The organism is Variovorax sp. 38R (assembly GCF_014843395.1).
GTDB classification, from domain to species: domain Bacteria; phylum Pseudomonadota; class Gammaproteobacteria; order Burkholderiales; family Burkholderiaceae_C; genus Variovorax; species Variovorax paradoxus_H.
Genome location: NZ_CP062121.1, coordinates 6,540,184 through 6,563,251 on the forward strand (window position 1 = coordinate 6,540,184; position 23,068 = coordinate 6,563,251).

The window sequence follows — 23,068 nt, forward strand, 5'->3', positions numbered from 1 at the left end:
AGGGTCGTTCGAGAAAACAGAAGCGAACGATTCTGGCGCAGCCGCCCGCGCGGCGCATGCTGGCTTACGCGTGGTTCAGGCCAGCCGGCCTTCCTCGCGCAGCTTCGCGCCGATGCGGCGGATCTCGGCCTCGCCCCGGTCGAGCGTCGCGCGGCTCGTGTGCACCGAGTAGTGGCCCATCACCAGCTCGTGCGGATGCGGCACGGCGGAACCGAGCACGAAGGACGTGTCGCCCTGCGCCACGAAGCTAAGCGCCGCGTCGGATTCTTCGAACACCGCCAGCTCGCCCGTGCCGATGGGTCCGCCAGTGCTGTCGCCCGCGTCGAGCCGCCCCGCATTCACCGCGACCCAGCCCACCGTGTGGCCGGCGGGCGGCGTGTAGCGCCAGCGCTCGCCGTCCTTCAGCTGCACGGCCAGGTAGTTCATCGGCGAGGGCGCCGGAATGGGGCTCTGCGCCGCGCCGTAACGCCCGAGCAGCACGCGCGCCGGACCGTCCTGCGGCACCTGCGAGGGCGCGAGGTAGATGCTCTGCGCGGGCGCGTTTTCCTCCGCGGCCGGCAGCGCCACCCAGAGCTGAAAACCCTGCACGCGCGTCACGCCCGGCGCCGGTGCGCCCGTGTGCCACACGCCGTTGCCCGCGCGCATCCACTCGACGCCGCCGCCGCGCAGCACGCCCTGTTCGCCGGTCGTGTCCTCGTACAAGGTGTCGCCTTCGATGAGCCAGGTCAGCGTGGCGATGCCCGAGTGCGGGTGCATGCCGAAGCCCTTGTGGCCGCCCGTGGTGTCGAAGCCGAACAGGTCGAGGAACACGAAGGGCTTGAGGTATTCACCCAGGTCGCCCGGGCTCATGAGCCGCGTGATCGGCCCGTGCTTGGCGCCGCGCGTGCGGTAGACGATGGCGCGGGTGTCTGTTGCAACGGCGGTGGTCATGCGGCCTCCCTGGCGGTCTTCAGTGCACGGGTCCACCAGGCCATGTCGTCGAGCAGGCCCGTGGCCGACTGCGCCAGGTGCGGGAAGTCGTCGAAGGACTTGCCCTGCTGCCAGATGCCGAGGAACTCGACCATGCCGATGTGCACCGCGTGGCGCACCGGCGCCATCTGCATCTCGACCGCGACCAGCCGCAGCTGCTCCACGGCCCGCGCCGCGCCCACGCCGCCGTAGCCCACGAAGCCGATCGGCTTGCGGATGAACTCCTTGTAGGCCCAGTCGATCGCGTTCTTCAGCACCGCGCTCGGGCCGTGGTTGTACTCGGGCGTGACGATGATGAGCCCGTCGAAGGTGGCCAGCTTGGCCTGCCAGCGCTGCGCGGCCTCGTTCTTCACCGGGCCCCAGGCGGGCGCGCCGGCTTCGTCGAAAAAGGGCAGTGGGTGGTCGCGCAGGTCGACCAGCTCGAAGGCCAGGTCGGTGCGCTGCTTGGCGATCTCGTGGATCCACTGCGCGGGCTTCTCGCCGAAGCGGCCTTCGCGGGTCGAGCCGATGACGATGCCGATGCGCGGTTGTTGTTGTTGCTGTCCGGTCATGGGGTGCGTGCTCCTGAATGAAATGGGGATGGTCGACGGCCGCAAGGCCATGGACCCAAGGTTAGGCATGCACGCATTGGTCGACTAGACGGTAGAGTCGGATTGCACTCGTCCATCAATAGAAGGAATAGGCTTAGTCATGCTCGACCTCAACGACATCGCCGTCTTCGTGCAGGTGGTGCGCCACGGCAGCTTTGCCGAGGCCGGCCGCCGGCTGGGCCTGCCGCCCAACACCGTGAGCCGGCGCATCCAGCAGCTGGAGGCGCAGCTCGGCACCCGGCTGCTGCAGCGCTCGACCCGCAAGCTCACGCTCACCGGCGCGGGACAGGACTTTCACGAGCGCTGCGCCGAGGCGGTCGACGGGCTGGTCGAGGCCGGACAGGCGCTCATCACCGGCAGCCAGGAACCCAGCGGCCGGGTGCGCGTGGCGGCCACGGCCGACTTCTTCGACTTCTTCCCCATGGCCTGGGTGGCCGACTTCCTGGCGGCGTACCCGCTGGTGCGCGTCGAGTTCGTGCTCAGCGATGCCAAGGCCGACCTCATTGCCGAGCAGATCGACATCGCCTTCCGCGGCGGTGCGCTGGCCGACTCGGGGTACGTCGCCCGCCAGCTGCTCGGCCCGCGCACCGACGGCCTCGTCGCCAGCCCCGCCTACCTGGCCGCGCGCGGCACGCCCGCCACGCTGGGCGAACTGGCCGACCACGACTGCGTGACCCCCGCCCACCCCAGCGGCCGCACCACATGGCGCCTGACCGGGCCCGGCGGCAAGGAAGAAGAAGTGCAGGTGGGCGGCCGTTTCAGCGGCAACACCGCGCAGGCATTGCGCAAAGCCGCCATCGCCGACCTGGGCATCGCGCTGCTGCCGCCGGCCATGGGGCGGCTCGATGTGGAGGCCGGGCGGCTGGTGCCGGTGCTGCCGCAGTACCAGCGCACCGGGCATGGACTGAGCGTGGTCTACCCGAGCCGCAAGCACCTGCCGCGGGCGGTGTCGGCGTTCATTGAAACGGTGACGCAGAAGCTGCGGGAGGAGGAGGCGTTGCCGGATGTGTGGCGGGCGCGGATGACCTGACTTCGGACGCGGATCGATTTCCACAGAAAATGCCCGCCATGAAAATCGAAAAAGACACCGTCGTCACCCTCAAGTACAAAGTCGCCGACGCCCAGGGCAAGCTCATTGAAGCCAGCCCCGAGCCGATGGCCTACCTGCATGGCGGGTACGAGAACACCCTGCCCAAGATCGAGCAAGCGCTCGACGGCCAGGAAAAGGGCTTCCAGACCACGCTGAACCTCGCCCCCGAAGACGCCTTCGGCCTGCGCGACGAGGCGTTGGTGCGCACCATTCCCAAGACCGAGTTCCCGCCCGGCGTGAAGGTCGGCGGCCAGCTGCAGGGCCGGCTCGACGACGGCACCGAGCACGTCTTCACCGTGACCAAGATCAAGGGTCCGGTCGTGCTGCTCGACGGCAACCACCCCTGGGCCGGCAAGGCGCTGAAGTTCAGCCTGCAGGTGACGGACGTGCGCGCGGCGCTGCCGGTGGAGATCGAGCACCGGCATGTGCATGGGGCGCACGGGCACCATCACTGAGTGAGTCGCTGACGAGCACCGAGGGCCACGCGGCCCGGCGCTCGCTTCGGCAGCGGGTTACTTCTTCTTCCAGAACCTCGGCGCCTCGCCGATCTCTTCCAGCGCCTTGCGGCACGCCTTCGCACCCGCCGCGCGACGGGCGCTGAACCAGCCGACCGCGAACCACGCACGCGGGTCTCGCGATGCGACCTCGCGGTACAGCGCGAGCGCCACGGCCTCGTCGTTGAATTCGCCCAGCGCGTCCTGCGCGGGGCGCAGGGCTTTCAGGTAGCGCTCGGCCGCGCCCTTCTTCTTTTTTCCGCCTTCCGCCTCGGCAAACAACGGCGCCACAAATTCCGCCAGGTAGCGCAGGCGCTTGAGCCGCTTGCGCGCGCGGTGCTGATGCTCGGTGGCGAGCGATTCGAAACGCTCGCCGTCGCGCACGGCCTGCTTGTGCAACCGCTGGAGCTGTTCGCGCAGCTGCTGGCGGGCCTCGTCGGCGGCCAGCGGTGCGGACCCCGTCGACGGCGGCGTGGCGGCGGTGAAGCCGATCAGTGACACCAGCACGTCCTGGAACGCCGCAGCGCGCACGATGTCGCCGGGTGTCAGCGCTGACGCGGTTGTGCCGCCGTCGGCATCGTCCGCCATCGGATCGACCTCCGGCGCGCCCGCTTCGCGCAGTCGCGGCTGCGCAAGCTTCACGACCTGTTCGCGGTCGCGCAGGTCGCCGAGCGCGCGGAAGGCGTCGACCAATGGCGGCTCCCAGATGGCGGCGTCGAAGCGGCTCGTGTCGGCGTCGAGCCCCGCGAGTTCGCGCAGTGCGGTGCGCAGGCGGCGGATGCCGATGCGCAGCTGGTGGATCTGTTCTTCGTCGATGCTGCCCGCGGCGATCTCGCTGGCGTTGGGCAGCATCTGGTCCAGGCACGACGCGACCACGGCCTGCTGGAGGGCGCGGCCGTCTCGGCCCTGCGGGAAGCGCGGCGCCTCAGCCTTGACGGCGGGCACCGTCTCTTGCTCGGCCAGCAGGCGCATGCCGCGCTCGGCCTTCGAGACGGTGCTGAACCACAGGCCGTGCTGCTGCGACCAGCGCCGCGCGAGCGCCACGAGCCCCTGCACGTCGCCGCTCTTGAGTTCGAGCTCCAGCTCGCACACGGGCGAGGTGCGCTGCGCGGGCGTGCCCGCGTGCACGACGACCTTGCCGACGTCGAGCGCCATCTCGACGACGGCGCCGCCCGGGCCGCTCACGCGCAGGTCGCGCGTGAGCCGCACGATGTCGGTCGACTGGTGCTCGACCAGCGGCACGGGGGCGCCATCGGTCGGTTGCAGCAGGCGAGCCAGCCGCTCGCCGACGGGCGTGCCGGCGTGGCGCGCGGGGTCGATGGCGGGCGCGGCGGCGCCGGTGCCCAGGTCGACGTTGTGCTCGAGCCGGTGCAGCGCGTTGTCGCCAGCGGCCTTGACGGTCTGCACCCAGCGCCGGCCCTCCTTGCGCAGGCGCAGCACCATGCCGTCGGCGACGAGGCGCTGGTCGGCGGTGTCGAAATAGCGGGCTTGCAGGCGCGTGCGCACGACGGCGCCGCGCCGCAATGCGGTGTCGACGGCCTTCAGGCGGTCGGGGGGAATGCAGAACTTGAACTCGATTTCCATGGTGTTCATGATGCCCGCTCTTCTTCTCCCTCAGCGACGTGGTGCCGGCCGATTCCGGGGGCTCAAAAAATCATGTGGACACCGTCCATTTTCTTTGATATCTTTTGTGGACGGCGTACACAAGACGTCGGCAAACACCCGATCCACCCTTCATCGACACAGGAAAGACACCATGGCCACCAAGCAGATCTTCGTGAACCTCCCCGTCAAGAACCTCGACAAGAGCAAGGCGTTCTTCGGCGCACTGGGCTACACCTTCAACCCGCAGTTCACCGACGCGAACGCCGCCTGCATGGTCATCCACGAAGGCAGCATCCACGCGATGCTGCTGATGGAAGACTTCTTCAAGACCTTCACGACCAAGGCCATCACCGACACCCGCACGAGCACCGAGGTGCTGGTGTGCCTGTCGTGCGAGAGCCGCTCCGAGGTCGAAGACCTGGTCGCCAAGGCGGTGGCCGCGGGCGCGACGACGCCGAGCGAGCCGAAGGACTACGGCTTCATGTACGGCCACGGCTTCCAGGACCTGGACGGCCACCTGTGGGAACTGGTCTACATGGACCCGAACGCCGAGATGCCCGCGCAGTAACACCGGCCCGGACGATGCCCATCGTTCCATATGCGCTCTTGATCGTTGCGCGGAAGGCACCTACCGAAAGGCGGCGGCGCCCCGATATTCCTGGTTCAGGCACGGCCCGCATGGCGGCTGTGCCCACCCCACCCAGGAGTCCCGACATGTCCGACAGCAACGAAAGCAGCAGCAGCCCGTCTCCCATCGTCCAGGTCCAGCCGCTCGGCTTCCCGTGGCAGACGCTCGACCCGTTCCTGTTCTGCGTCTACCACGACGACGCGTACCCGAAGGCCAACGGCCGCATGGGCCCCGAGGCCTCGCTGGCCGGCCGCCAGATCGGCCAGGACTTCAGCCGCAAAGACGGCTGGAGCATGTACCACGGCGAGACGGTGCCGGGCTTTCCGTCGCACCCGCACCGCGGCTTCGAGACGGTGACCATCGTGCGCAAGGGCCTGATCGACCATTCCGATTCGCTGGGCGCCACGGCGCGCTTCGGCGGCGGCGACGTGCAGTGGCTCACGGCCGGCAAGGGCATCGTGCATTCGGAGATGTTCCCGCTGCTCGACACCAGCGCGCCGAACCCGCTGGAGCTGTTCCAGATCTGGCTCAACCTGCCGGCGAAGAACAAGATGGCCGAACCGCACTTCACGATGTTCTGGTCGGAGGCGATTCCGCGCTTCGCCTCGGACGACGCGCAGGGCGGCCGCACCGAGGTGGCGGTGATCGCCGGGCGCTTTGGCGCCGATGACGCGCAAGCCCAGGCGGCCATCGACCCGCTCGCACCGCCGCCCGATTCATGGGCCGCGCAGGCCGGCGCCGACCTGGCGATCTGGACGCTGCGCATGACGCCCGGCGCGCGCTGGACGCTGCCGCCCGCCACCGGCGAGGGCACGCGGCGCATGCTGTACTTCTTCAAGGGCGCGACCGCGCAGGTGGCGGGCCAGCGCGTGGACGGGCCGGCGGCCATCGAGCTGCGCGCCGACGCGGCCGTAGAACTGTGCAACGGCCCCGAGGGCGACGGCGAGTTTTTGCTGATGCAGGGCCGCCCGATCGGCGAGCCGGTGGCGCAGTACGGCCCCTTCGTGATGAACACGCAGGCCGAGATCAGCCAGACGATGGCCGACTACCGCCGCACGCAATTTGGTGGCTGGCCCTGGGCCGATCCGGCGCCGGTGCATGGTGCCGAGGCCGCGCGCTTTGCGCGGCACCCGGACGGGCGCGAGGAAGTGCCGGGGGCCTGATCTGCCTCTGAAACTGCGCAGCGTCAGTAGCCGCGCAGCACCTCGACGCTCAGCGCGGTCATGCTGGGGATGAACTCGATGACGTCGGTGCGCGCGACGCCGCCTTGCACGAAGGGGTCGCGTGCGAGCACCGCCTCGAGCCCCTCGCGGTCGCCCGAGCGCGCGAGGATCACGCCGCCCTTGCGCGGCACCTGGCGCCCCGAGGCCACGAACAGGCCGCTGGCGTAGTGCTTCTTGAGCCAGGTGACATGCGCATCCATCAGAGCGTCGAGTTCCTCGAGCGGGCGGATGTAGGTCAGGGTGACGATGAACATGGCAAAAGGCTGGTCGATGCGGAAGAAGACCTGATCCTATGACCTCGGCGCGACAGTGGCGGGGCGAGAGTGTGTCTCGCGGGTAACTGTGTCGCATGCGGCGTGTGCATGCGGCGGCCGGGCGGCGGCCTTGTCACCCACCGGACCTGCGCGTCGGCGCGCGATCTCGTAGATTCGGTGGCTCCCTTCACCCTGAACCACCTCACCGGAGACCCTGTTCCATGATCCAAGTCGTTGCCGTCATCACCGCCAAGCCCGGCCAGCGCGCCCGTCTGCTCGAAGCCTTCATCGCCAACCGCGCCGCCGTGCTCGCCGAAGAGGGCTGCATCGAGTACGGGGCCACGATCGACGCGCAGGGCGTTCCGCCGTCGAAGGCCAGCTTCGGGCCCGACACCTTCGTGGTCATCGAGAAATGGGCCTCGCTCCCGGCCCTGCAGGCCCACGGGGTCGCGCCGCACATGGCCGCCTTCAGCGCCCAGACCCGGGAGTTCACCGAGAGCAAGCTGATCCACGTGCTCGAGCCGATCTGAGTCGGCTGCGCCGCGCCGCCGCTGTCTTCGCGCGCGGCGCGATGCCTGCTACCCTCGCGCCGGGGAGAAGAAGACATCTCGGACGAGGGGGTTCAAGACATGGCGATCGTCTTCAGACCGCAGGGTCTGCGCTGGCGCACTGGCGCGCTCCTGCTGGCTGCATTGGCCACGGGCTGCGCGCAACTGGGCGCACCGCCCTATGCCGCCGACTACGAGGCGCTCGACCGGCTCGAGGCCCACAACCCCGGCAAGGTCGCGGTGGGCAAGGTGCAGCCGACCGATCCCAACGACACCGTCAACACCTTGCGCCTGCGCCGCGCCAGGCTGGTGTCGCCCAGCGGCACCTTCGCCCAGTACCTCGAAGACGCGCTGATGCGCGACCTGGGCGAGATCTCGGTCTACGACCCCAAGGCGCCGACCCGCATCGCGGCACGCATCCTCGTCAACGAGCTCGACCTGGGCGTGATCAACGGCTCCGGCCGCATGGACGTCGAAGTCACCGTCACGCGCAACGCCGCGCAGAAACTGCGCAAGACCTACCGCGGCGAGATCGCCTTCGATTCGAGCTACGCCAACATCGTGGCCGTGCCCGCCGGGCAGGCGGCGTACCCGCGGCTGGTGCGGGCGCTGCTGCGGCAGGTGTATGCCGATCCGCAGTTCGTTGCGGCCATTGCGCCGTCTGCGCAATAAGGCCGGAGAAGCACCATGTCGTTTCTTACTTCTTCTCCGATGCCCCGGCTGGCCGCAGCGCTGGCAACCGCCGTGCTGCTGGCGGCCTGCTCCCACCCGATCACGATGATCACCGAGACCGCACCGCCCCGGTCGACCGCGCACCTCATCCCGAAGAAGGTGGCCTACGTGATGACCGACGCGCAGCGCGATTTGCAGGTGATCACCGCCGGCGGCAGCGGCGACCGCGTGAGCTACTACCCGTACCGCGACCTGGAAAAGTCGATCCGCGATGCGCTGCGCGGGGTCTACCGCAATGTGGTCGTGCTGCGCACCGCCGGCGATGCCAAGGCCAACGAAGCGGCGGGCGTGTCGCTGGTGTTCACGCCGCAGATCAAGACCGATTCGAGCTCGTCGTCGTGGATCACCTGGCCGCCCACCGCGTTCACGGCCGAGGTCGCCTGCGTGGTGACGGACACCGCGGGCGCCGAAGTCACGCGCGTGCGCGCAGTCGGCAACGGCACGGCGGAGTTCGGCGAGTTCAACGGCGACTACGGGCTGGCCGCACGGCGCGCCGCCACGCGGATGACGGCGCAGCTCAGCAGCGAGATCCGGCGCAACGAGAAATTGCGCTGAGCGAACCGACACCACCGTGTGTCTCCAGCATGCCACGGTGCATGCTGAATACGTAGCATCGTGTTACCGTGCCGTCTCCAAAATACCGATCACAAGGAGGAGAGCGTGGCAGTGACTCGCATGCATGGACTTGCCTTCAGCGCCCTGGCCGTTCTGGCCACAGGTTGCGCACAGTTGAAGGCCCCGCCTTACGCGGCGGACTATGAAGCCCTGGACCGGCTCAAGGCAAGCAAACCGGCCTCCGTGGCCGTGGTGAAGGTTCAACCCACCGACCCGAACGACCCGGTCAACAACCTCTCGCTGCGCGGGGCGCGCCTCATCTCGCCCAGCGGCACTTTCGCCAAATATCTTGAAGACGCGCTGGTGAACGACCTCAAGGAGGTCTCTGCGTACGACGCGAAGTCCGGCACACGGATCGACGCGCGCATCCTCAACAATGAAATCAGCGTGGCGAACATCGTCACGGGCACCGGCGCCATGGAAGTGCAGATCGAGGTCACGCGCGAGGGCGCGCAACGCCTCAAGAAGATCTACAAGGCGAACACCAGCTTCGAGTCCAGCTTCGCGGGCATCGTGGCCATCCCCGCAGGCCAGGCCGCTTATTCGGACCTCGTGCGCACGCTCTTGAGGCAGGTGTATTCCGATCCCCAATTCACTGCAGCCCTCGCTTCCTAAAAAAACAGAACCCGGAGAAGAACTTTCATGTCCATCGTTTCCAGAGCTTTCCGCGCCGCCATGGCGCTCGTCGCCGTGGCAGTGCTCGCAGGCTGCGCGCATCCCATCAATATCGGTACCGACGTCGCGCCGCCCCGCACGGAAGCCAACCTGATCCAGAAGAAGGTCGCCTACACCATGACCGACGCCCAGCGCGCCACGCAAGCCATCACGCCCGGCGGCGGCGGCGACCGCATCAGCTACTACCCGTACCGGGACCTGGAAAAATCGATCCGTGATGCGCTGCGCGCGGTCTATCAGGACGTGGTGGTCATTCCGTCGGCCACCGATGCCGCCGTCGTCCAGGCCTCGGGCGCCGCGCTGGTGTTCACGCCGGAGATCAAGACCGATTCGGGCTCGCCGTCGCCCTTCACCTGGCCGCCGACCTACTTCACGACCGATGTGTCGTGCGTGGTGACCAGCCCGGCAGGCGCAGAGATCACCCGCGTCAAGGCATCGGGCCGGGGCGAGGCGGAGTTCAGCGAGTTCAAGGGCGAATTCGGCCTGTCCGCCAAGCGTGCGGCCACCCAGATGGCGACCGCGCTCAGCGGCGAAATCATCAAGAACGAGAAGTTGCGTTAACCCCTCTCGCGCATGCGCGCTGACGCCCCATGAAAAAAGCGCCCTCGGGCGCTTTTTTCGTTAGAGCCGCGAAGTCTTACTTCGACACGACCTTCACCATCTCAAGGCACTTGTTCGAGTAGCCCCATTCGTTGTCGTACCAGCTCACGAGCTTCACGAAGGTGCTGTCCAGGGCGATGCCGGCTTCGGCGTCGAAGATCGAGGTGCGCGGGTCGCCGCGGAAGTCGGTGGCGACCACCTTGTCTTCGGTGTAGCCCAGCACGCCCTTCAGCGCGCCTTCGCTCTGTGCCTTCATTTCGGCGCAGATCTCGGCGTAGGTGGCTTCCTTCTCGAGCTCGACCACGAGGTCGACCACCGACACGTCGGAGGTCGGCACGCGGAAGCTCATGCCCGTGAGCTTCTTGTTGAGTTCGGGAATCACCACGCCCACGGCCTTGGCTGCGCCAGTGCTCGAAGGAATGATGTTTTCCAGGATGCCGCGGCCGCCGCGCCAGTCCTTGTTGCTCGGGCCGTCGACGGTCTTCTGCGTGGCGGTGGCCGCGTGCACGGTGGTCATCAGGCCGCGCTTGATGCCCCACTTGTCGTTCAGCACCTTGGCCAGCGGGGCCAGGCAGTTGGTGGTGCAGCTGGCGTTGCTGATGATGGCTTCGCCGGCGTACTTCTTGTCGTTCACGCCGTAGACGAACATGGGGGTGTCGTCCTTCGAGGGGGCCGACAGGATCACCTTCTTGGCGCCTGCGTCGATGTGCTTCTGCGCGGTTTCCTTCGTGAGGAAGAGGCCGGTCGACTCGAGCACGATGTCGGCGCCGACTTCGTTCCACTTGAGCTGCGACGGGTCGCGCTCTTGCGTCAGGCGGATCTTCTTGCCGTTCACGATCAGCGTGTTGCCTTCGACCGTCACTTCACCCTTGAAGCGGCCATGCACCGAGTCGTACTGGAGCATGTAAGCCAGGTATTCCGGCTCGAGCAAGTCGTTGATGGCAACGATTTCGATGTCGTTCTTGAAGTTCTGCACGGCTGCGCGCAGCACGTTGCGACCGATGCGGCCGAAGCCGTTGATACCGAGTTTGATAGCCATCTGACTTGCTCCTAAGGTTGAAAAACTTTTTGATCGGACGGGAAGAGGACGAACCGCGCGACGCTCAGTCGCGCAGGGCCGCTTCCACGGTGGCGGCCACGTTCTCCGCCGTGAAACCGAAGTGCTTGAACAGCACCGGCGCGGGGGCCGACTCGCCGTAGCTGTCGATGCCAACCACGGCCGCGCAGCCGTACTTCCACCAGCCGTCGGTGCAACCCATTTCGACCGCGACGCGCGGGATCTTCTTGGGCAGCACGGCCTTCTTGTAGGCCAGGTCCTGGCGGTCGAAGGTGGTGGTCGAAGGCATCGACACCACGCGCACGGCGATCTTCTTGTCGGCCAGCAGCTTCTGGGCGGCCAGCGCGAGCTGCACTTCGGAACCGGTGGCGATGATGACCGCTGCGGTCTTCTTGTTCTTGAGGCCGACGTGCTCGGGCTCGGACAGCACGTAGGCGCCGCGGCTGATGTCGCCCAGGTCGCTCTTGGCGGCGTAGGCGATGTTCTGGCGGCTCAGCAGCAGCGCGGTCGGGCGCGTGGCGTTCTGCAGTGCGACAGCCCAGGCCACGGCGGTTTCGGCCGTGTCGCCCGGACGCCAGACGTCCAGGTTCGGGATGAGGCGCAGCGAGGCGGCGTGCTCGATCGACTGGTGCGTCGGGCCGTCTTCACCCAGGCCGATGGAGTCGTGCGTGAACACGTGCACCACGCGGCGCTTCATGAGCGCGGCCATGCGGATGGCGTTGCGGCTGTAGTCGCTGAAGGTGAGAAAGGTGCCGCCGTAGGGGATGTAGCCGCCGTGCAGCGCCACGCCGTTCATGATGGCGGCCATGCCGAATTCGCGCACGCCGTAGTTGATGTGGCGGCCGATCTCGCCGTGCGGCGGCTCGACGGCATCGCCTTGTGCGGCTTCGTCTTCGCCGCCCTGGGGCACCACCGGTGCGGGGGGCGCGTTCAGCACGACGGCGCCGGTCTTGGCGTCGAAGCGCAGCGCGGCGGTGCTCTTGGTGTTGGTGAGGTTGGAGCCCGTGAGGTCGGCGCTGCCGCCGAGCATTTCGGGCAGCGCGGCCGTGAAGGCTTCCAGTGCGAGCTGGCTGGCCTTGCGGCTGGCGACGGTTTCGCCCTTGGTGTGAGCAGCGACCACGGTGTCGAAGGCGACCTGGTGGAAGTTCTTGGGCAGCTCGCCCTTCATGCGGCGCGTGAACTCGGCGGCGAGTTCGGGGTACGCGGCCGCGTAGGCGGCGAAGGTGTCGTTCCAGGCGGCTTCGGTCTTGGCGCCTTCGGCCTTGTGGTCCCAGTCGGCGTACACGTCGGCCGGGATTTCAAAGGCGGGGTAGGGCCAGCCGATGGCTTCGCGCGTGAGCTTGATTTCTTCGGCACCGAGCGCTTCGCCGTGCGCCTTGGCGGTGCCGGCGCGGTTCGGGCTGCCCTTACCGATGGTGGTCTTGCAGACGATCAGCGTGGGCTTGGTGGCTTCCTTCTTGGCCTTGGCGATGGCCTTGGCCACTTCCTTGGCGTCGTTGCCGTCGATCGGGCCGATGACGTTCCAGCCATAGCCCTTGAAGCGCTCTTCGGTGTTGTCGATGAACCAGGGCTTGACCTGGCCGTCGATGCTGATGCCGTTGTCGTCGTACAGGGCGATCAGCTTGTTCAGGTGCCAGGCGCCGGCGAGGGCGCAGGCTTCGTGGCTGATGCCTTCCATCATGCAACCGTCGCCCAGGAAGGCGTAGGTGTGGTGGTCGACGATGGCCAGGTCCTTGCGGTTGAACTCGGCGGCGAGCAACTTCTCGGCCAGCGCGAAGCCCACGGCATTGGTGATGCCCTGGCCCAGCGGGCCGGTGGTGGTTTCGACGCCGGGGGTGACGTCGACTTCCGGGTGGCCGGCGGTCTTGCTGTGCAGCTGGCGGAAGTTCTTGAGTTCGGCCAGGGGCAGGTCGTAGCCCGTGAGGTGCAGCACCGCGTAGACCAGCATCGAGGCGTGGCCGTTGGACAGCACGAAGCGGTCACGGTCGAACCAATGCGGGTTGGCGGGGTTGTAGCGCAGGTGCTCGCCCCACAGGGCGACGGCCATGTCGGCCATGCCCATCGGTGCGCCCGGATGTCCGGAATTTGCTTGTTGAACGGCATCCATTGCCAGCGCGCGGATCGCGTTGGCCATCAGGGCTTGGTTTGCCATGGGCAGTGGGCTTTCGGGGGAAAAGGGTGGGTGGGGGATACGGGAGAACCCGGGATTTTACCGGGCGAGCCACACCCGGCCGCGATACAGGGGGAACACCCGACTGATGCTCTCTTGTGCCCCAGTGCGGCTGCTAGAGTTGCCACCCATGCAAGGGCTGCACCTCACCGCCGATCTCCACGACTGCCAATGCGGCCTCCAATGGCTCACCGACGGGCGCGCGCTCGGCGAGGTCTGCACCAAGGCCGTGGCCGCCGCCGGGCTGCAGGCGGTGGGCAAACTGGTCCACGGTTTTCCGGCCACGCCGCAGGGCCCGGGCGGCGTGACGGCCACGCTGCTGCTGGCCGAATCGCACCTGTGCATCCACACCTGGCCCGAGCAGCGCGGCGTGACGCTCGACGTGTACGTCTGCAACTTCGGCGCCGACCACTCGGCCAAGGCGCATGCGCTGATGGCGTGCCTGGTGGCGCTGTTCCAGCCCCGCCACAGCGAACGCAACGAGCTGCAACGCGGCCGTGTGGCCGGGTCGGTGCGGTGATGGCGGTGCGCGCGATGATCCTGGCCGCCGGCCGCGGCGAACGCATGCGGCCGCTGACCGACACCACGCCCAAGCCCCTGCTCGAGGTGCGCGGCAAGCCGCTCATGCAATGGCCGATGGAAGCACTGGTCGAGGGCGGCTTCACCGAGCTGGTGGTCAACACCGACTGGCTCGGCGCGCAGGTCGCCGCCCGGTTCGGCGCGAACCCCGTACTGGACGGGCATGGCGCGCTGTCCATTTCGTATTCCGACGAGGGCCGCGACTTCGGCGGCGCACTGGAAACGGCGGGCGGCATCGTGCGCGCGCTGCCACTGCTGGGCGAGGTGTTCTGGGTCGCGGCCGGCGACGTGTTCGCGCCCGACTTCCACTTCACCCAGGCCGCAGTCGACCGCTTCCTGGCCAGCGGCAAGCTCGCCCACCTGTGGCTGGTGCCGAACCCGGCGCACAACCTCAAGGGCGACTTCGGCCTCTCGACTGACGGGCTCGCGCTGAACCAGGCGGTCGACAAATACACCTTCTCGACCATCGGCCTGTACCGCGCCGCGCTGTTTGCGCCGCCGTACTGCAGCATCCCGGCGGGCAACCCGGGCGGCATCAAGGCCCCATTGGCCCCGATCCTGCGCGCGGCGATGGACAACCAGCAGGTGAGCGCCGAGCTCTACACCGGCGACTGGACCGACGTGGGCACGCCGCAGCGCCTGCATCAACTCAACGCCGGGGTCGCGCCGGCAGCGGGCGCATGACGACGCTCGCGCCGCTGCCCGACGCCCTGCGCCTGCTGCCGCAGCGCCTGCACGACCTGGCCCTGGCCGCCGCCGCCGAGCGCAACGACGGCGCGCCCGAAGACCCGCTGACCGTGCCGCTCTATGAGAGCGACTTCACGCGCCTGAGCCTCGCGCCCATGCGCCAGGGCTGGCATGTCGAATATTTCGGCGAGACCTGGGGCGACGCCTTTGACGAAACGCTCGCCTGCCTGAGCCGGCAGGACGTGGCCGACTGCCTCACCTCGCTGTCGTTCAGCGGTCCCGACAGCGGGGCGAACGGCTCGCGCGAATGGATGTTCACGCCGCTGCTCGAGAGCGCGGTGATGTTTCCCCGCCTGCGCTCGCTGTTCATCAAGCCGACGCAGCCCGAGGACCACAACCAGTCGCTCGTCTGCACCAGCGACGGCATCCTCGAAGAAGGCGGCGACATCGCGCGCTGGGTGCGCAAGACGCCGCACCTGAGCGAACTGACGGTGCCGAACCCACCGAACGCCGACTTCTTCGCCGTGCCGCTGCCGCAACTGACCAGCCTGTGCGTCGGCGCCCATTTCGACACGCAGAACTTCATTCGCCACCTTGCCGCGGCGACAACGCAGCTGCCGGGTCTCACGCTGCTGGATTTTTCGGAATCCACCGAGCAGCAGATGGTGTGGCCGGCCGACCGGGCACCCGGTGGCATCACGGCCTTCGAAGACTACGAGGCCTTGCTGCACAGCCCCGTGGGCGCGCAGCTGCGCGTGCTGAGGCTGCGCAACACCTGCCTCGACCTGGCCCAGCTGCAGCAGCTGCAGGGCGTGCGGCAGGGGCTGCAATTCATGGTCATCCAGTCAACGATCGGCGGCTACGTCAGCCACTTTGCACAGGATGTGTTCCCATGGCGACATCTGGTACCCGCGGACCCCGGACTTGCACCGTATCGAAAGTGAAATCCCATGCTCAATGACTCCACGATCTACGCCGAGCGCCGCGCGCGCCTCGCTTCGCAACTGGGCAAGGACGGCATCGCCATCGTCCCGACCGCGCCCGAGCGCCAACGCAACCGCGACAGCGACTTCCTGTTCCGCCACGACAGCTACTTCTACTACCTGACCGGCTTCACCGAGCCGAACGCGTGGCTGGTGCTGGCGGGCGATGGCCGCGCGACGCTGTTCTGCGCGCCGAAAGACCTCGAACGCGAGATCTGGGACGGCTACCGCCTCGGCCCCGACGCCGCCCCCGCCGCGCTGGGCGTGGACGAAGCCTTCTCGGTGAACGACCTCGACGCGAAGTTGCCAAAGCTGCTCGAGAACCGCGCCACCGTGTGGTTCCCCTTCGCCACCCACAAGGGCCTGGAAACCCGCATCGACGGCTGGCTGCAGTCGGTGCGCGCGCGCGTACGCTACGGCGCGCTGTGCCCCGAGGAGCAGCGCGACCTGTGCGGTCCGCTCGACGAGATGCGCCTGGTCAAGGACGCGCACGAGCAGGACATCATGCGCCGCGCCGCGCAGATCAGTGCCCGCGCCCACATCCGCGCGATGCAGCTGTCGGCGCGCATGCTGCGCGAGGGCAAGGACGTGCGCGAGTACCACCTCGACGCCGAGCTGCTGCACGAGTTCCGCCTGGGCGGCTCGCAGTACCCGGCCTACGGCTCCATCGTCGCGGCCGGCGCCAACGCCTGCGTGCTGCACTACCGCGCCGACGCCGCGCCCGTGCGCCAAGGCGAGCTGGTGCTGATCGACGCCGGCTGCGAACTCGACGGCTACGCCAGCGACATCACCCGCACCTTCCCCGCCGACGGCAAGTTCAGTGGCCCGCAGCGCGCGCTGTACGACCTGGTGCTCGCCAGCCAGGACGCCTCGGCCGCCGCCACCAAGGCCGGCAACCGCTTCAACGACCCGCACGACGCGGCCGTGAAGGTGCTGGCGCAGGGCATGCTCGACCTGGGCCTGCTCGACGGCAACAAGGTCGGCAGCGTCGACGACGTGATCGACTCGCGCGCCTACTTTCAGTTCTACATGCACCGCACCGGCCACTGGCTGGGCATGGACGTGCACGACTGCGGCAGTTATGTCGAACCCACGCAGGTGGGCGAGGTGAGCGAGCGCAAGGACCCGCTGTCCAACGAACTCATCAAGAACCGCCCGAGCCGCATCCTGCACCCGGGCATGGTGCTGACGCTGGAACCCGGCATCTACGTGCGGCCCGGCGAAGGCGTGCCCGAGAAGTTCCACAACATCGGCATCCGCATCGAGGACGACGCGATCGTCACGGCCACGGGCTGCGAACTGATTTCGCGGGGCGTGCCGGTGAAGGCGGATGAGATCGAGGCGTTGATGCGGGGGTGAGTCAGGCGGGCAGCGCGCAGAACAGCGCCTGCCCGATGGCGAGCACCGTCGCGCCCGCGGCGATGCGCGGAAAACGGCGCGGCAACCCGCTCAGCAGCCCCACCGTCGCCAGCGCCGCCGCAGTGAGCGCCCCGAGCCACAACACCCATCCCACCGACCCGCCCGCTGCCTCCAGGCTGGCCCACAGCGACAGGCACAGCAATGCAGTGCCCCCGAGCTGCAGCCATCGGCGCCAGGCGCCCGGCGTGCTGCCGCGGCCGAAGACGTCTTCGCTGTGGCGATCCATCGCGAGGCTCAGCGCACAGAAGCCGGCCAGTGAGGCCGCGAACACCAATCCGAGCAGCGGCATCACGACCCCTGCCCCGAAGCAGCGAGTTCGGTCGGCGGCGGCTTGACGGCCTTCTTGGGCGCAGCCAAAGCCTTGCGGCGCTTGCGCTCCACCAGCCAGGTCGCCCCCGCGAGCCCCAACCCAAGCGCGATGACCACGAGGTCGAAGCCCGCCACCGAACTCGGTCCGCTGCGCAGGCTGACCGTGAGCGGTGCAGGACCGGTGAAGGCGTTGAGCACGGGCAGCAGCGCGAACAGCAGCGCGCCGAGCGCGAGCTGCGCCTGCCACATGCGCAGCGTCGGGCGCAGCAGGCCCAGCACGGCGGTGGCGCCCCAGACGATGAAGAACCAGCGGATCTCGGCCTCGTTGCGGCCGGCCACGTCGACCGGCAGCAGGCGGTTGGCCCAGAAGAAGGCGGCCATGGCCACGGGCAGACCGGCGATCGCGCCGAGGTTCAGTCCGTCGACGAACCGCAGGCCGAAACCGATGCGTCCGCCCTGCTTGAGGGCCTTGGCGTATTTCTGGCGCTCCTTCACGGCCCACAGCAACAGGCCGGTCGCCACCATCAGGCAGCCCGCGAGGCCCGAGACGAAGAACAGCGCGCGCAGCAGCGGATCGGCAAAACGGCCGATGTGCAGACCGTAGAGCACGCCGCGCGTCTCGGCCGCGGCCTTGGGCACGTCGCCGAAGGTGCCGATGAGCGCGCCGGTCGTGCCGTTGAACTGCATCGTCGGCTGCTCGTACGACAGGTGCCGGCCCTCGGCCCGCGCGAGCGAGACCACGGCGTTGGCGTCGTTGGGCTGGTGCACCACGATGCGGCCGACGGGCGCGCCGTCCCAGTGGGCCGTGGCCTGCGCCACCATGGGCGCGAGGGGCGCCAGCGCGGCCTTGGTGCCCGAGGGCTTGATCTGCGTGCGCACACCGCCCGGGAAGGCTTCCGCGAAGAAGGTGTCGTTGCCGCCGTGCGCCTTGTAGGCCACCTGCGGCCCCCACGGCATGTACATGAACATCAGCGTGACCAGCCCGGTGTAGGTGATCATGGCGTGGTACGGCAGCGCGAGCACCGCGGTGACGTTGTGCGCGTCGAGCCAGCTGCGCTGGCCCTTCTTCGGACGGAAGGTGAAGAAGTCCTTGAAGATGCGCTTGTGCGTGACGATGCCGCTGACGATGGTCACCAGCATGAACATCGCGCAGAAGCCGACGATCCAGCGTGCCCAGAGCGCGGGCATGTAGTGCAGGTCGAAATGCAGGCGGTAGAAGAACTCGCCGCCGCGCGTCTCGCGCGGCGCGGTGATCGCCTGGCCCGTGGCCGGATCGAGCGTGGCGCGGTCGAAGCTGCGGCGCCGCTCCACCGGCGGCGAACCGGGCGGCGGCGGGGGCTTGAGCCACAGCAGGCTGACCGACGGCTCGCGCGCGGTCGGCAATGTGATGAACCAGCGCGCCGCATTGCCCGCATTGCGGTTCAGATAAGCCACCGCGTTCTCGGCCGCGACCGGCTGGGCCACGCTGCCGGGCGTCACGGCATGCAGCTCCGGCTTCATCCAGAAGGTGATCTCGTCCTTGAAGTACGAGGCGGTGCCGGCCGCGAACACCATGAAGAGCACCCAGCCGACCAAGAGGCCCGACCAGGTGTGCAGCCACGCCATCGACTGGCGGAATCCGTCCTTCATGCGGCACCTCCGCCGCCCTGGGTCCACAGCAGCAACAGCAGGCCCTGCAGCGCCGCCGCGATGGCGAGGCCGGTCCAGGCGCGCCATGCCGAGCGGGCCGCGAAGACCCACATCGCGGCCACGGCGTAGACGAGGAAGGAGGCCAGCGTGCCGGTCAGCGCGGCTTCGCTGCGCGCCATGTCGAAGAGGGCGGGCAGGCCCAGCGCGAGCACGGCGGCCGACAGCGCGGCCACGCCGTAGCCGCCCGCGATGGCGGCGACGGCCCGCGACGCCACGCTCATCCGGTAACGGACGCCGGCGCTCACGACGAGCGCCGGACGGCGTGCAAGGTCATTCGGAAATTCATGGGACAGAGGGAGAGGAGAAACCTGGAGAATGAGAATCATACTCATCTTCTAGGTTTTTCTCGCCCCCGCCCATCCCGCGAGCGCGGCCTTGAAAGGCGGGCGGCGCCGTACGCCTTACTTCGCCTGCAGTAGCGCGCCAGCTTCGAGCAGCACCAGCTCGTTGTCGTCCGCCTTGTTCGGCTCGCGGCTGGTGGAGAAGGGCAGGTTGTTGTCGTTACCGACCACGATGTGCGTGGCGTCGACCACGTCGACGTTCTCGATCGTGAAGAACGGGAACTTGAGCACGCCGTCGTTCAACGGCTTGCGCGCGAGCTTGTTCGGGTCGGCGATGTTGAGCTGGTCGATGTAGCCGATCTTGCGCACCGCGCCGCCCACGTTCGCATCGCTCAGCTCGACCTTGTAGACGCGCTTGAACTTGGCGATGTCGTGGAAGCAGTCGGTACGCTTCTGGCCTTCGGGGCAGGCCTTGTCAGACGTGCCTTCGCCGTTGTCGCGCTCGATGATCAAACCGGTGGTGCCGTCGATCATGTTGAAGTCGCCGATGGCGTGGCCGTTGGCTTCGAGCGGGTACTTCCAATGGCGCCCCGTCCATTTTTCAGACGCCACGTCGAACTCCAGCACGCGCAGCGCTTCCTTGCCGTCGAGCTTCTCGTAGTCCTTGGTCTCGGCATTCCACACCGGGCCTTCGAGCAGCGCGTAGAGCTTGCTGCCGTCCTTCGACGAGGCCATGCCTTCGAAGCCCTTCGAGCGCTTGATCTGGAAATCGACAGCGCCGCCGGGCGCGCCCGGCGTGGTGACTGCGGGGTGATCGGGCGAGCGCACGGCCTTGCCGTCGACCTGCGTGTCGAACACCGCGAGCACCTTGCCCTTGAGGTCGGCCTTGATCAGGAAGGGACCGAACTCCTCGCCGATCCACAGCGCGCCGCCGGCAAACTGGAAGCTCTCGGGGTCGAAGTCGGAGCCCGTCAGGTAGCGCTGCTTCGTGCCTTCATGGACGATGCGAAACGGCACCTTCTTGTCGGGGTCGTGCAGGAAGATCGTGTTCAGGCGGTTGAACTTGCCGCTCTTGAAGTCCACCTTGTAGTGGTTCAGGTAGAGCATGAAGTCGGGCGAGTTGGCCTTCGCGCCGGCGCCGTTGTCCGTCAGCACCCAGAACGAGCCGTCGTCCATCTTCTTGATGCCCGAGTGACCCTGCAGCGGTTGGCCCTTGAAGGGCACCGACACGCCGGTGCCACGGCCGGCCGAGAGGCCTTCGACCGTGCCCAGCGCCTCGACGCGCTTGCCGGTCGTGAACTTGCCGCTGACCTGCAGGTCGGCCGGCGCGTCCTTCGGTGCGGCGACGAAGCTCTGCGCGGGCAGCACGGCGTGGCCGGCGAGCGTGGCGGGGAAGGCGGTCTGGGCCACAGCACCGCCGCAGGCGAAGGCGGCGGCGAAGGCGATGAAAGAGGGGGAGGCGAGGCGCGTCATGAGCGAGAAAGGTTTCAGTCGAAACGCGAGACCATGCCGAGCCCGCGTGACGCAGCCATGACATCCGTTCAAGGCGCGATGTCGACCGTGACCTCGCGCGACTCGGCGCGGCCTTGGTCGTCGACTGCGCGCAGCACATAGCGCCGGCCCGAATCGGCCATGTCCGGCATCCAGGTGATGCCTTCGCCAGGCGACGCCTTGCCGATCAGCGCGTCGTCGGCAAACCAGTAGATCGTCTGCGTGCCCGCCGCCGCTTCGGCGCGCAGCACGAGCGGCTCCGGCCTCTTCACGCGCAGCGTGTGCCGCACGCCGCGCAGGGGCGAGGTGATGAGCGGTGCCGTCTCCGAGGCCTCGCCCTTCTCGCAGCCATCGGTCGGCAGGCTCGCGCGCGGCAGGCCGGCCTGGCGGAACAGCCGGCGCATGTCGCTGCCCCATTGCTCGACCACCTGTTGCCGCGCGTTGGGTTGCGGCCCGCACACCACCTTGCCGGTCGTCTCGTCGACCCACACCGCGCGGTGCAGGTTGCTGACCTGGATCGGCGACTTGCCGGCGATGAACCATGTCGTGGTGCGCACCGGGCACAGCGCGTCGGGCAGCCCGCCCGTCGCCGTGCACACCTCGACCTGCCGCAGGTCGGCCGGCTGGCGCGTCGCAATCTCGCCGGGGTCCAGCCGCTCGGCGCGCAGCGCATCGACCATGCGCAGGAACAGCGGCGCGGCCGCATCGACACCCACGAGTGCAGGGTTGCTCGTGCCGTCGAAATTGCCGACCCACACCACGAGCACATGGCGGCCGAACACGCCCGCAGTCCACGCATCGCGAAAGCCCCACGAGGTGCCCGTCTTCCATGCGATGGCGGGGCGCGCGGGCAGCGTGGTGTCGGGGCGCGGTGTGTGGCGCAGCATGTCGAGCGTGATGAACGAGGCCTCTTCGCTCAAGAGGCGCAACGGCTGGGCCGGGCGCTCATCGGACGCGGGCTGTGTGTAGCGCAGCGGCTGCGAAATGCCGCCGTTCGCCAGCGTGGCGTAGAGGCCCGCGAGCTCCTCGGGCGTGACCTCACCGCCGCCCAGGACCAGCGCGAGGCCGTAGTGCGATTCGCTCTGCAGCTTCTGCACGCCCGCGAGCCGCACGAAATCGTAGAGCCCCGGCTTGGAGAGCTTCGCGGCCACGGACACCGCCGGGATGTTGCGGCTGCGGATCAGCGCCTCCTGTGCAGGCAGCGGGCCGGCGAAGCGATGGTCGAAGTTCTCGGGCGTGTAGGGGCCGAACGATGTCGGCGCATCCTTGAGCATCGTCTTCGGATGCAGCAGCCCCTGGTCGAGCGCGAGCGCATAGATGAAGGGCTTGAGCGTGGAGCCCGGCGAGCGCTTCGCCTGCGTGCCGTTGACCTGCCCCGCGATCGCGTCGTTGTGCCAGTCGGCCGAGCCGATCAGCGCGCGCACCTGCATGGTCGAGGCGTCGAGCAGCAGCGCGCTCGCGTTGGTCATGCCCACGTCGGCGTGGGTGCGCAGGTACTGGCCCATCACGCGTTCGAGCGTGGCCTGCATGCGCAGGTCGAGGGTGGTGCGCACCTCCTGCACGCCGCGCTCCTGCGCGAGCAGCATGTCGGTGGCGTGCGGCGCGAGAAAGGGGAGGCTGCCGCGCGACTGCGCCGAGAGCGCGAGCTGCGCATCGGGCGCATGCTGCTTCGCGGTCGGGTCGCGCTCGGCCCACAGCGCCCACAGCCGCTCGCGCGCCGATTGCAGTTCGGCATTGCGGCCGCGCTCGGCGATGCGCTTGACGGGGTTCTGCGGAATCACCGCGAGAGTCAGCGCCTCGGGCAGGCTGAGCTTGGCGGCGTCCTTGCGAAAGTAGATGAGGCTCGCGGCCTGCACGCCTTCGATATTGCCGCCGTAAGGCGCGGTGTTGAGGTACGCCTCGAGGATGTCGCGCTTGCTGAATCGTGCTTCGAGCCACAGGGCCGCGCTGATCTGAGCGACCTTGCCCAAGGCCGTGCGGCTGTCGATGCCGTAGACGCGCCGCGCGAGCTGCATCGTGAGCGTCGAGCCGCCCTGCCTGCGCTCGCCGCTGGCGATGCGCCAGGCGCTGCGCACGAGCGCGGCGGGGTTGACGCCGGGGTGCGTGTAGAAGCGGCGGTCTTCATAGAGCAGCACCGCATCGACCAGCGTCGGGGAGATGCGATCGAGCGGCACCCAAAGGCGGTATTGCTCGTCGCCCGCGAGCGTGAGGCGCAACAGCTCGCCGCCTTGCGCGTACACGGCGCGCGAGCTGCCGACGGTTTCGCTGAGCGGGGCATGCGGCCAGAAGCGCAGCAGCGCGAGCAGGAAGGCCACCGCCAGCGCCCACAGCGCGGGCTTCCTGAGCCTTTCCAACTTCACGCTGAAGCGCATCACAGCCT

At 68.4% G+C, this 23,068-nt stretch carries 24 protein-coding genes; 13 read left to right on the forward strand and 11 right to left on the reverse strand.

All coding sequences use genetic code 11. From position 1 onward, the window contains the following. Positions 1-75: 75 nt before the first annotated feature. Together IG196_RS30390 and IG196_RS30395 are read right to left on the reverse strand one after the other, a co-directional pair. Positions 76-930: a pirin family protein gene (locus IG196_RS30390; RefSeq protein WP_192194209.1), complete on the reverse strand. Its 855-nt coding sequence runs from the start codon at positions 928-930 to the stop codon at positions 76-78. Then, positions 927-1,520, reverse strand: coding sequence for an NADPH-dependent FMN reductase (locus IG196_RS30395; RefSeq protein WP_192194210.1), 594 nt, complete (start codon positions 1,518-1,520; stop codon positions 927-929). The genes IG196_RS30390 and IG196_RS30395 overlap by 4 nt, the downstream gene beginning before the upstream one ends. Positions 1,521-1,659: 139 nt before the next feature. On the opposite strand from IG196_RS30395, the gene IG196_RS30400 reads away from it, so the two are divergent. Continuing rightward, entirely contained in the window at positions 1,660-2,589 is a 930-nt protein-coding gene (locus tag IG196_RS30400) for a LysR family transcriptional regulator (RefSeq protein WP_192194211.1), read from the forward strand. 38 nt (positions 2,590-2,627) lie between these two features. After that, a complete protein-coding gene (locus IG196_RS30405) occupies positions 2,628-3,104 on the forward strand; it encodes an FKBP-type peptidyl-prolyl cis-trans isomerase (protein ID WP_101490752.1) in 477 nt (158 codons plus the stop codon). 57 nt (positions 3,105-3,161) lie between these two features. Here IG196_RS30405 and IG196_RS30410 read toward each other — a convergent pair whose 3' ends face one another. Next, on the reverse strand, positions 3,162-4,736 hold the full coding sequence (locus IG196_RS30410; protein ID WP_192194212.1) for a CYTH and CHAD domain-containing protein: 1,575 nt from the start codon (positions 4,734-4,736) through the stop codon (positions 3,162-3,164). Between the two features lie 163 nt (positions 4,737-4,899). Here IG196_RS30410 and IG196_RS30415 point away from each other — a divergent pair, with 163 nt between their 5' ends. Together IG196_RS30415 and IG196_RS30420 are read left to right on the forward strand one after the other, a co-directional pair. Next, a complete protein-coding gene (locus IG196_RS30415) occupies positions 4,900-5,316 on the forward strand; it encodes a VOC family protein (RefSeq protein WP_192194213.1) in 417 nt (138 codons plus the stop codon). A gap of 146 nt (positions 5,317-5,462) precedes the next feature. Beyond that, entirely contained in the window at positions 5,463-6,539 is a 1,077-nt protein-coding gene (locus tag IG196_RS30420) for a pirin family protein (RefSeq protein WP_192194214.1), read from the forward strand. A gap of 23 nt (positions 6,540-6,562) precedes the next feature. Here IG196_RS30420 and IG196_RS30425 read toward each other — a convergent pair whose 3' ends face one another. Then, on the reverse strand, positions 6,563-6,853 hold the full coding sequence (locus IG196_RS30425; RefSeq protein ID WP_062473524.1) for a YciI family protein: 291 nt from the start codon (positions 6,851-6,853) through the stop codon (positions 6,563-6,565). Positions 6,854-7,074: 221 nt separating this feature from the next. On the opposite strand from IG196_RS30425, the gene IG196_RS30430 reads away from it, so the two are divergent. From IG196_RS30430 to IG196_RS30450, 5 genes are all read left to right on the forward strand, one after another. Beyond that, positions 7,075-7,383, forward strand: a complete 309-nt coding sequence (locus tag IG196_RS30430) for a putative quinol monooxygenase (protein WP_101490747.1) — start codon at positions 7,075-7,077, stop codon at positions 7,381-7,383. 99 nt (positions 7,384-7,482) lie between these two features. Next, the gene (locus IG196_RS30435) at positions 7,483-8,073 is read left to right on the forward strand and encodes a hypothetical protein (RefSeq protein ID WP_192194215.1); all 591 of its coding nucleotides are present in this window, start codon (positions 7,483-7,485) and stop codon (positions 8,071-8,073) included. 15 nt (positions 8,074-8,088) lie between these two features. After that, positions 8,089-8,688 carry a hypothetical protein gene (locus tag IG196_RS30440; RefSeq protein ID WP_192194216.1) on the forward strand — a complete coding sequence of 200 codons (600 nt, stop codon included), beginning with the start codon at positions 8,089-8,091 and terminating at the stop codon, positions 8,686-8,688. Between the two features lie 174 nt (positions 8,689-8,862). Beyond that, positions 8,863-9,363: a hypothetical protein gene (locus IG196_RS30445; protein ID WP_225616853.1), complete on the forward strand. Its 501-nt coding sequence runs from the start codon at positions 8,863-8,865 to the stop codon at positions 9,361-9,363. 27 nt (positions 9,364-9,390) lie between these two features. After that, positions 9,391-9,984 carry a hypothetical protein gene (locus tag IG196_RS30450; RefSeq protein WP_192194217.1) on the forward strand — a complete coding sequence of 198 codons (594 nt, stop codon included), beginning with the start codon at positions 9,391-9,393 and terminating at the stop codon, positions 9,982-9,984. Between the two features lie 76 nt (positions 9,985-10,060). Here the strand turns inward: IG196_RS30450 and gap are convergent, their stop codons facing one another. Both gap and IG196_RS30460 read right to left on the reverse strand, forming a co-directional pair. Then, on the reverse strand, positions 10,061-11,062 hold the full coding sequence (gene gap / locus IG196_RS30455; protein ID WP_099794203.1) for a type I glyceraldehyde-3-phosphate dehydrogenase: 1,002 nt from the start codon (positions 11,060-11,062) through the stop codon (positions 10,061-10,063). A gap of 64 nt (positions 11,063-11,126) precedes the next feature. After that, a complete protein-coding gene (locus IG196_RS30460; RefSeq protein ID WP_192194218.1) occupies positions 11,127-13,232 on the reverse strand; it encodes a transketolase family protein in 2,106 nt (701 codons plus the stop codon). Between the two features lie 148 nt (positions 13,233-13,380). Here IG196_RS30460 and IG196_RS30465 point away from each other — a divergent pair, with 148 nt between their 5' ends. Genes IG196_RS30465 through IG196_RS30480 form a run of 4 tightly spaced genes read left to right on the forward strand, consistent with a single transcriptional unit; the run spans position 13,381 to position 16,858 of the window. Next, positions 13,381-13,770: an S-adenosylmethionine decarboxylase family protein gene (locus IG196_RS30465; RefSeq protein WP_153281429.1), complete on the forward strand. Its 390-nt coding sequence runs from the start codon at positions 13,381-13,383 to the stop codon at positions 13,768-13,770. Positions 13,771-13,784: 14 nt separating this feature from the next. Then, a complete protein-coding gene (locus IG196_RS30470) occupies positions 13,785-14,513 on the forward strand; it encodes a nucleotidyltransferase family protein (protein ID WP_192194219.1) in 729 nt (242 codons plus the stop codon). Next, positions 14,510-15,460, forward strand: coding sequence for a hypothetical protein (locus IG196_RS30475; RefSeq protein WP_192194220.1), 951 nt, complete (start codon positions 14,510-14,512; stop codon positions 15,458-15,460). Before IG196_RS30470 ends, IG196_RS30475 begins: the two co-directional genes overlap by 4 nt. Positions 15,461-15,466: 6 nt before the next feature. After that, positions 15,467-16,858, forward strand: coding sequence for an aminopeptidase P N-terminal domain-containing protein (locus tag IG196_RS30480; RefSeq protein ID WP_192194221.1), 1,392 nt, complete (start codon positions 15,467-15,469; stop codon positions 16,856-16,858). A gap of 1 nt (position 16,859) precedes the next feature. Here the strand turns inward: IG196_RS30480 and IG196_RS30485 are convergent, their stop codons facing one another. The 5 genes from IG196_RS30485 to pbpC form a co-directional block, all read right to left on the reverse strand. Further along, positions 16,860-17,207, reverse strand: coding sequence for a DUF3325 domain-containing protein (locus tag IG196_RS30485; RefSeq protein ID WP_192194222.1), 348 nt, complete (start codon positions 17,205-17,207; stop codon positions 16,860-16,862). Continuing rightward, positions 17,207-18,856, reverse strand: coding sequence for a PepSY-associated TM helix domain-containing protein (locus IG196_RS30490; RefSeq protein ID WP_192194223.1), 1,650 nt, complete (start codon positions 18,854-18,856; stop codon positions 17,207-17,209). The genes IG196_RS30485 and IG196_RS30490 overlap by 1 nt, the downstream gene beginning before the upstream one ends. After that, positions 18,853-19,161 (reverse strand): DUF3649 domain-containing protein, encoded by a 309-nt coding sequence (locus IG196_RS30495; RefSeq protein ID WP_412556359.1) that lies wholly within the window; start codon positions 19,159-19,161, stop codon positions 18,853-18,855. The genes IG196_RS30490 and IG196_RS30495 overlap by 4 nt, the downstream gene beginning before the upstream one ends. Positions 19,162-19,317: 156 nt before the next feature. Further along, positions 19,318-20,670: an esterase-like activity of phytase family protein gene (locus tag IG196_RS30500; protein ID WP_192194224.1), complete on the reverse strand. Its 1,353-nt coding sequence runs from the start codon at positions 20,668-20,670 to the stop codon at positions 19,318-19,320. A 68-nt stretch (positions 20,671-20,738) separates the two neighbouring features. Continuing rightward, positions 20,739-23,060, reverse strand: coding sequence for a penicillin-binding protein 1C (pbpC, locus tag IG196_RS30505; protein ID WP_225616855.1), 2,322 nt, complete (start codon positions 23,058-23,060; stop codon positions 20,739-20,741). Positions 23,061-23,068 lie beyond the last annotated feature (8 nt).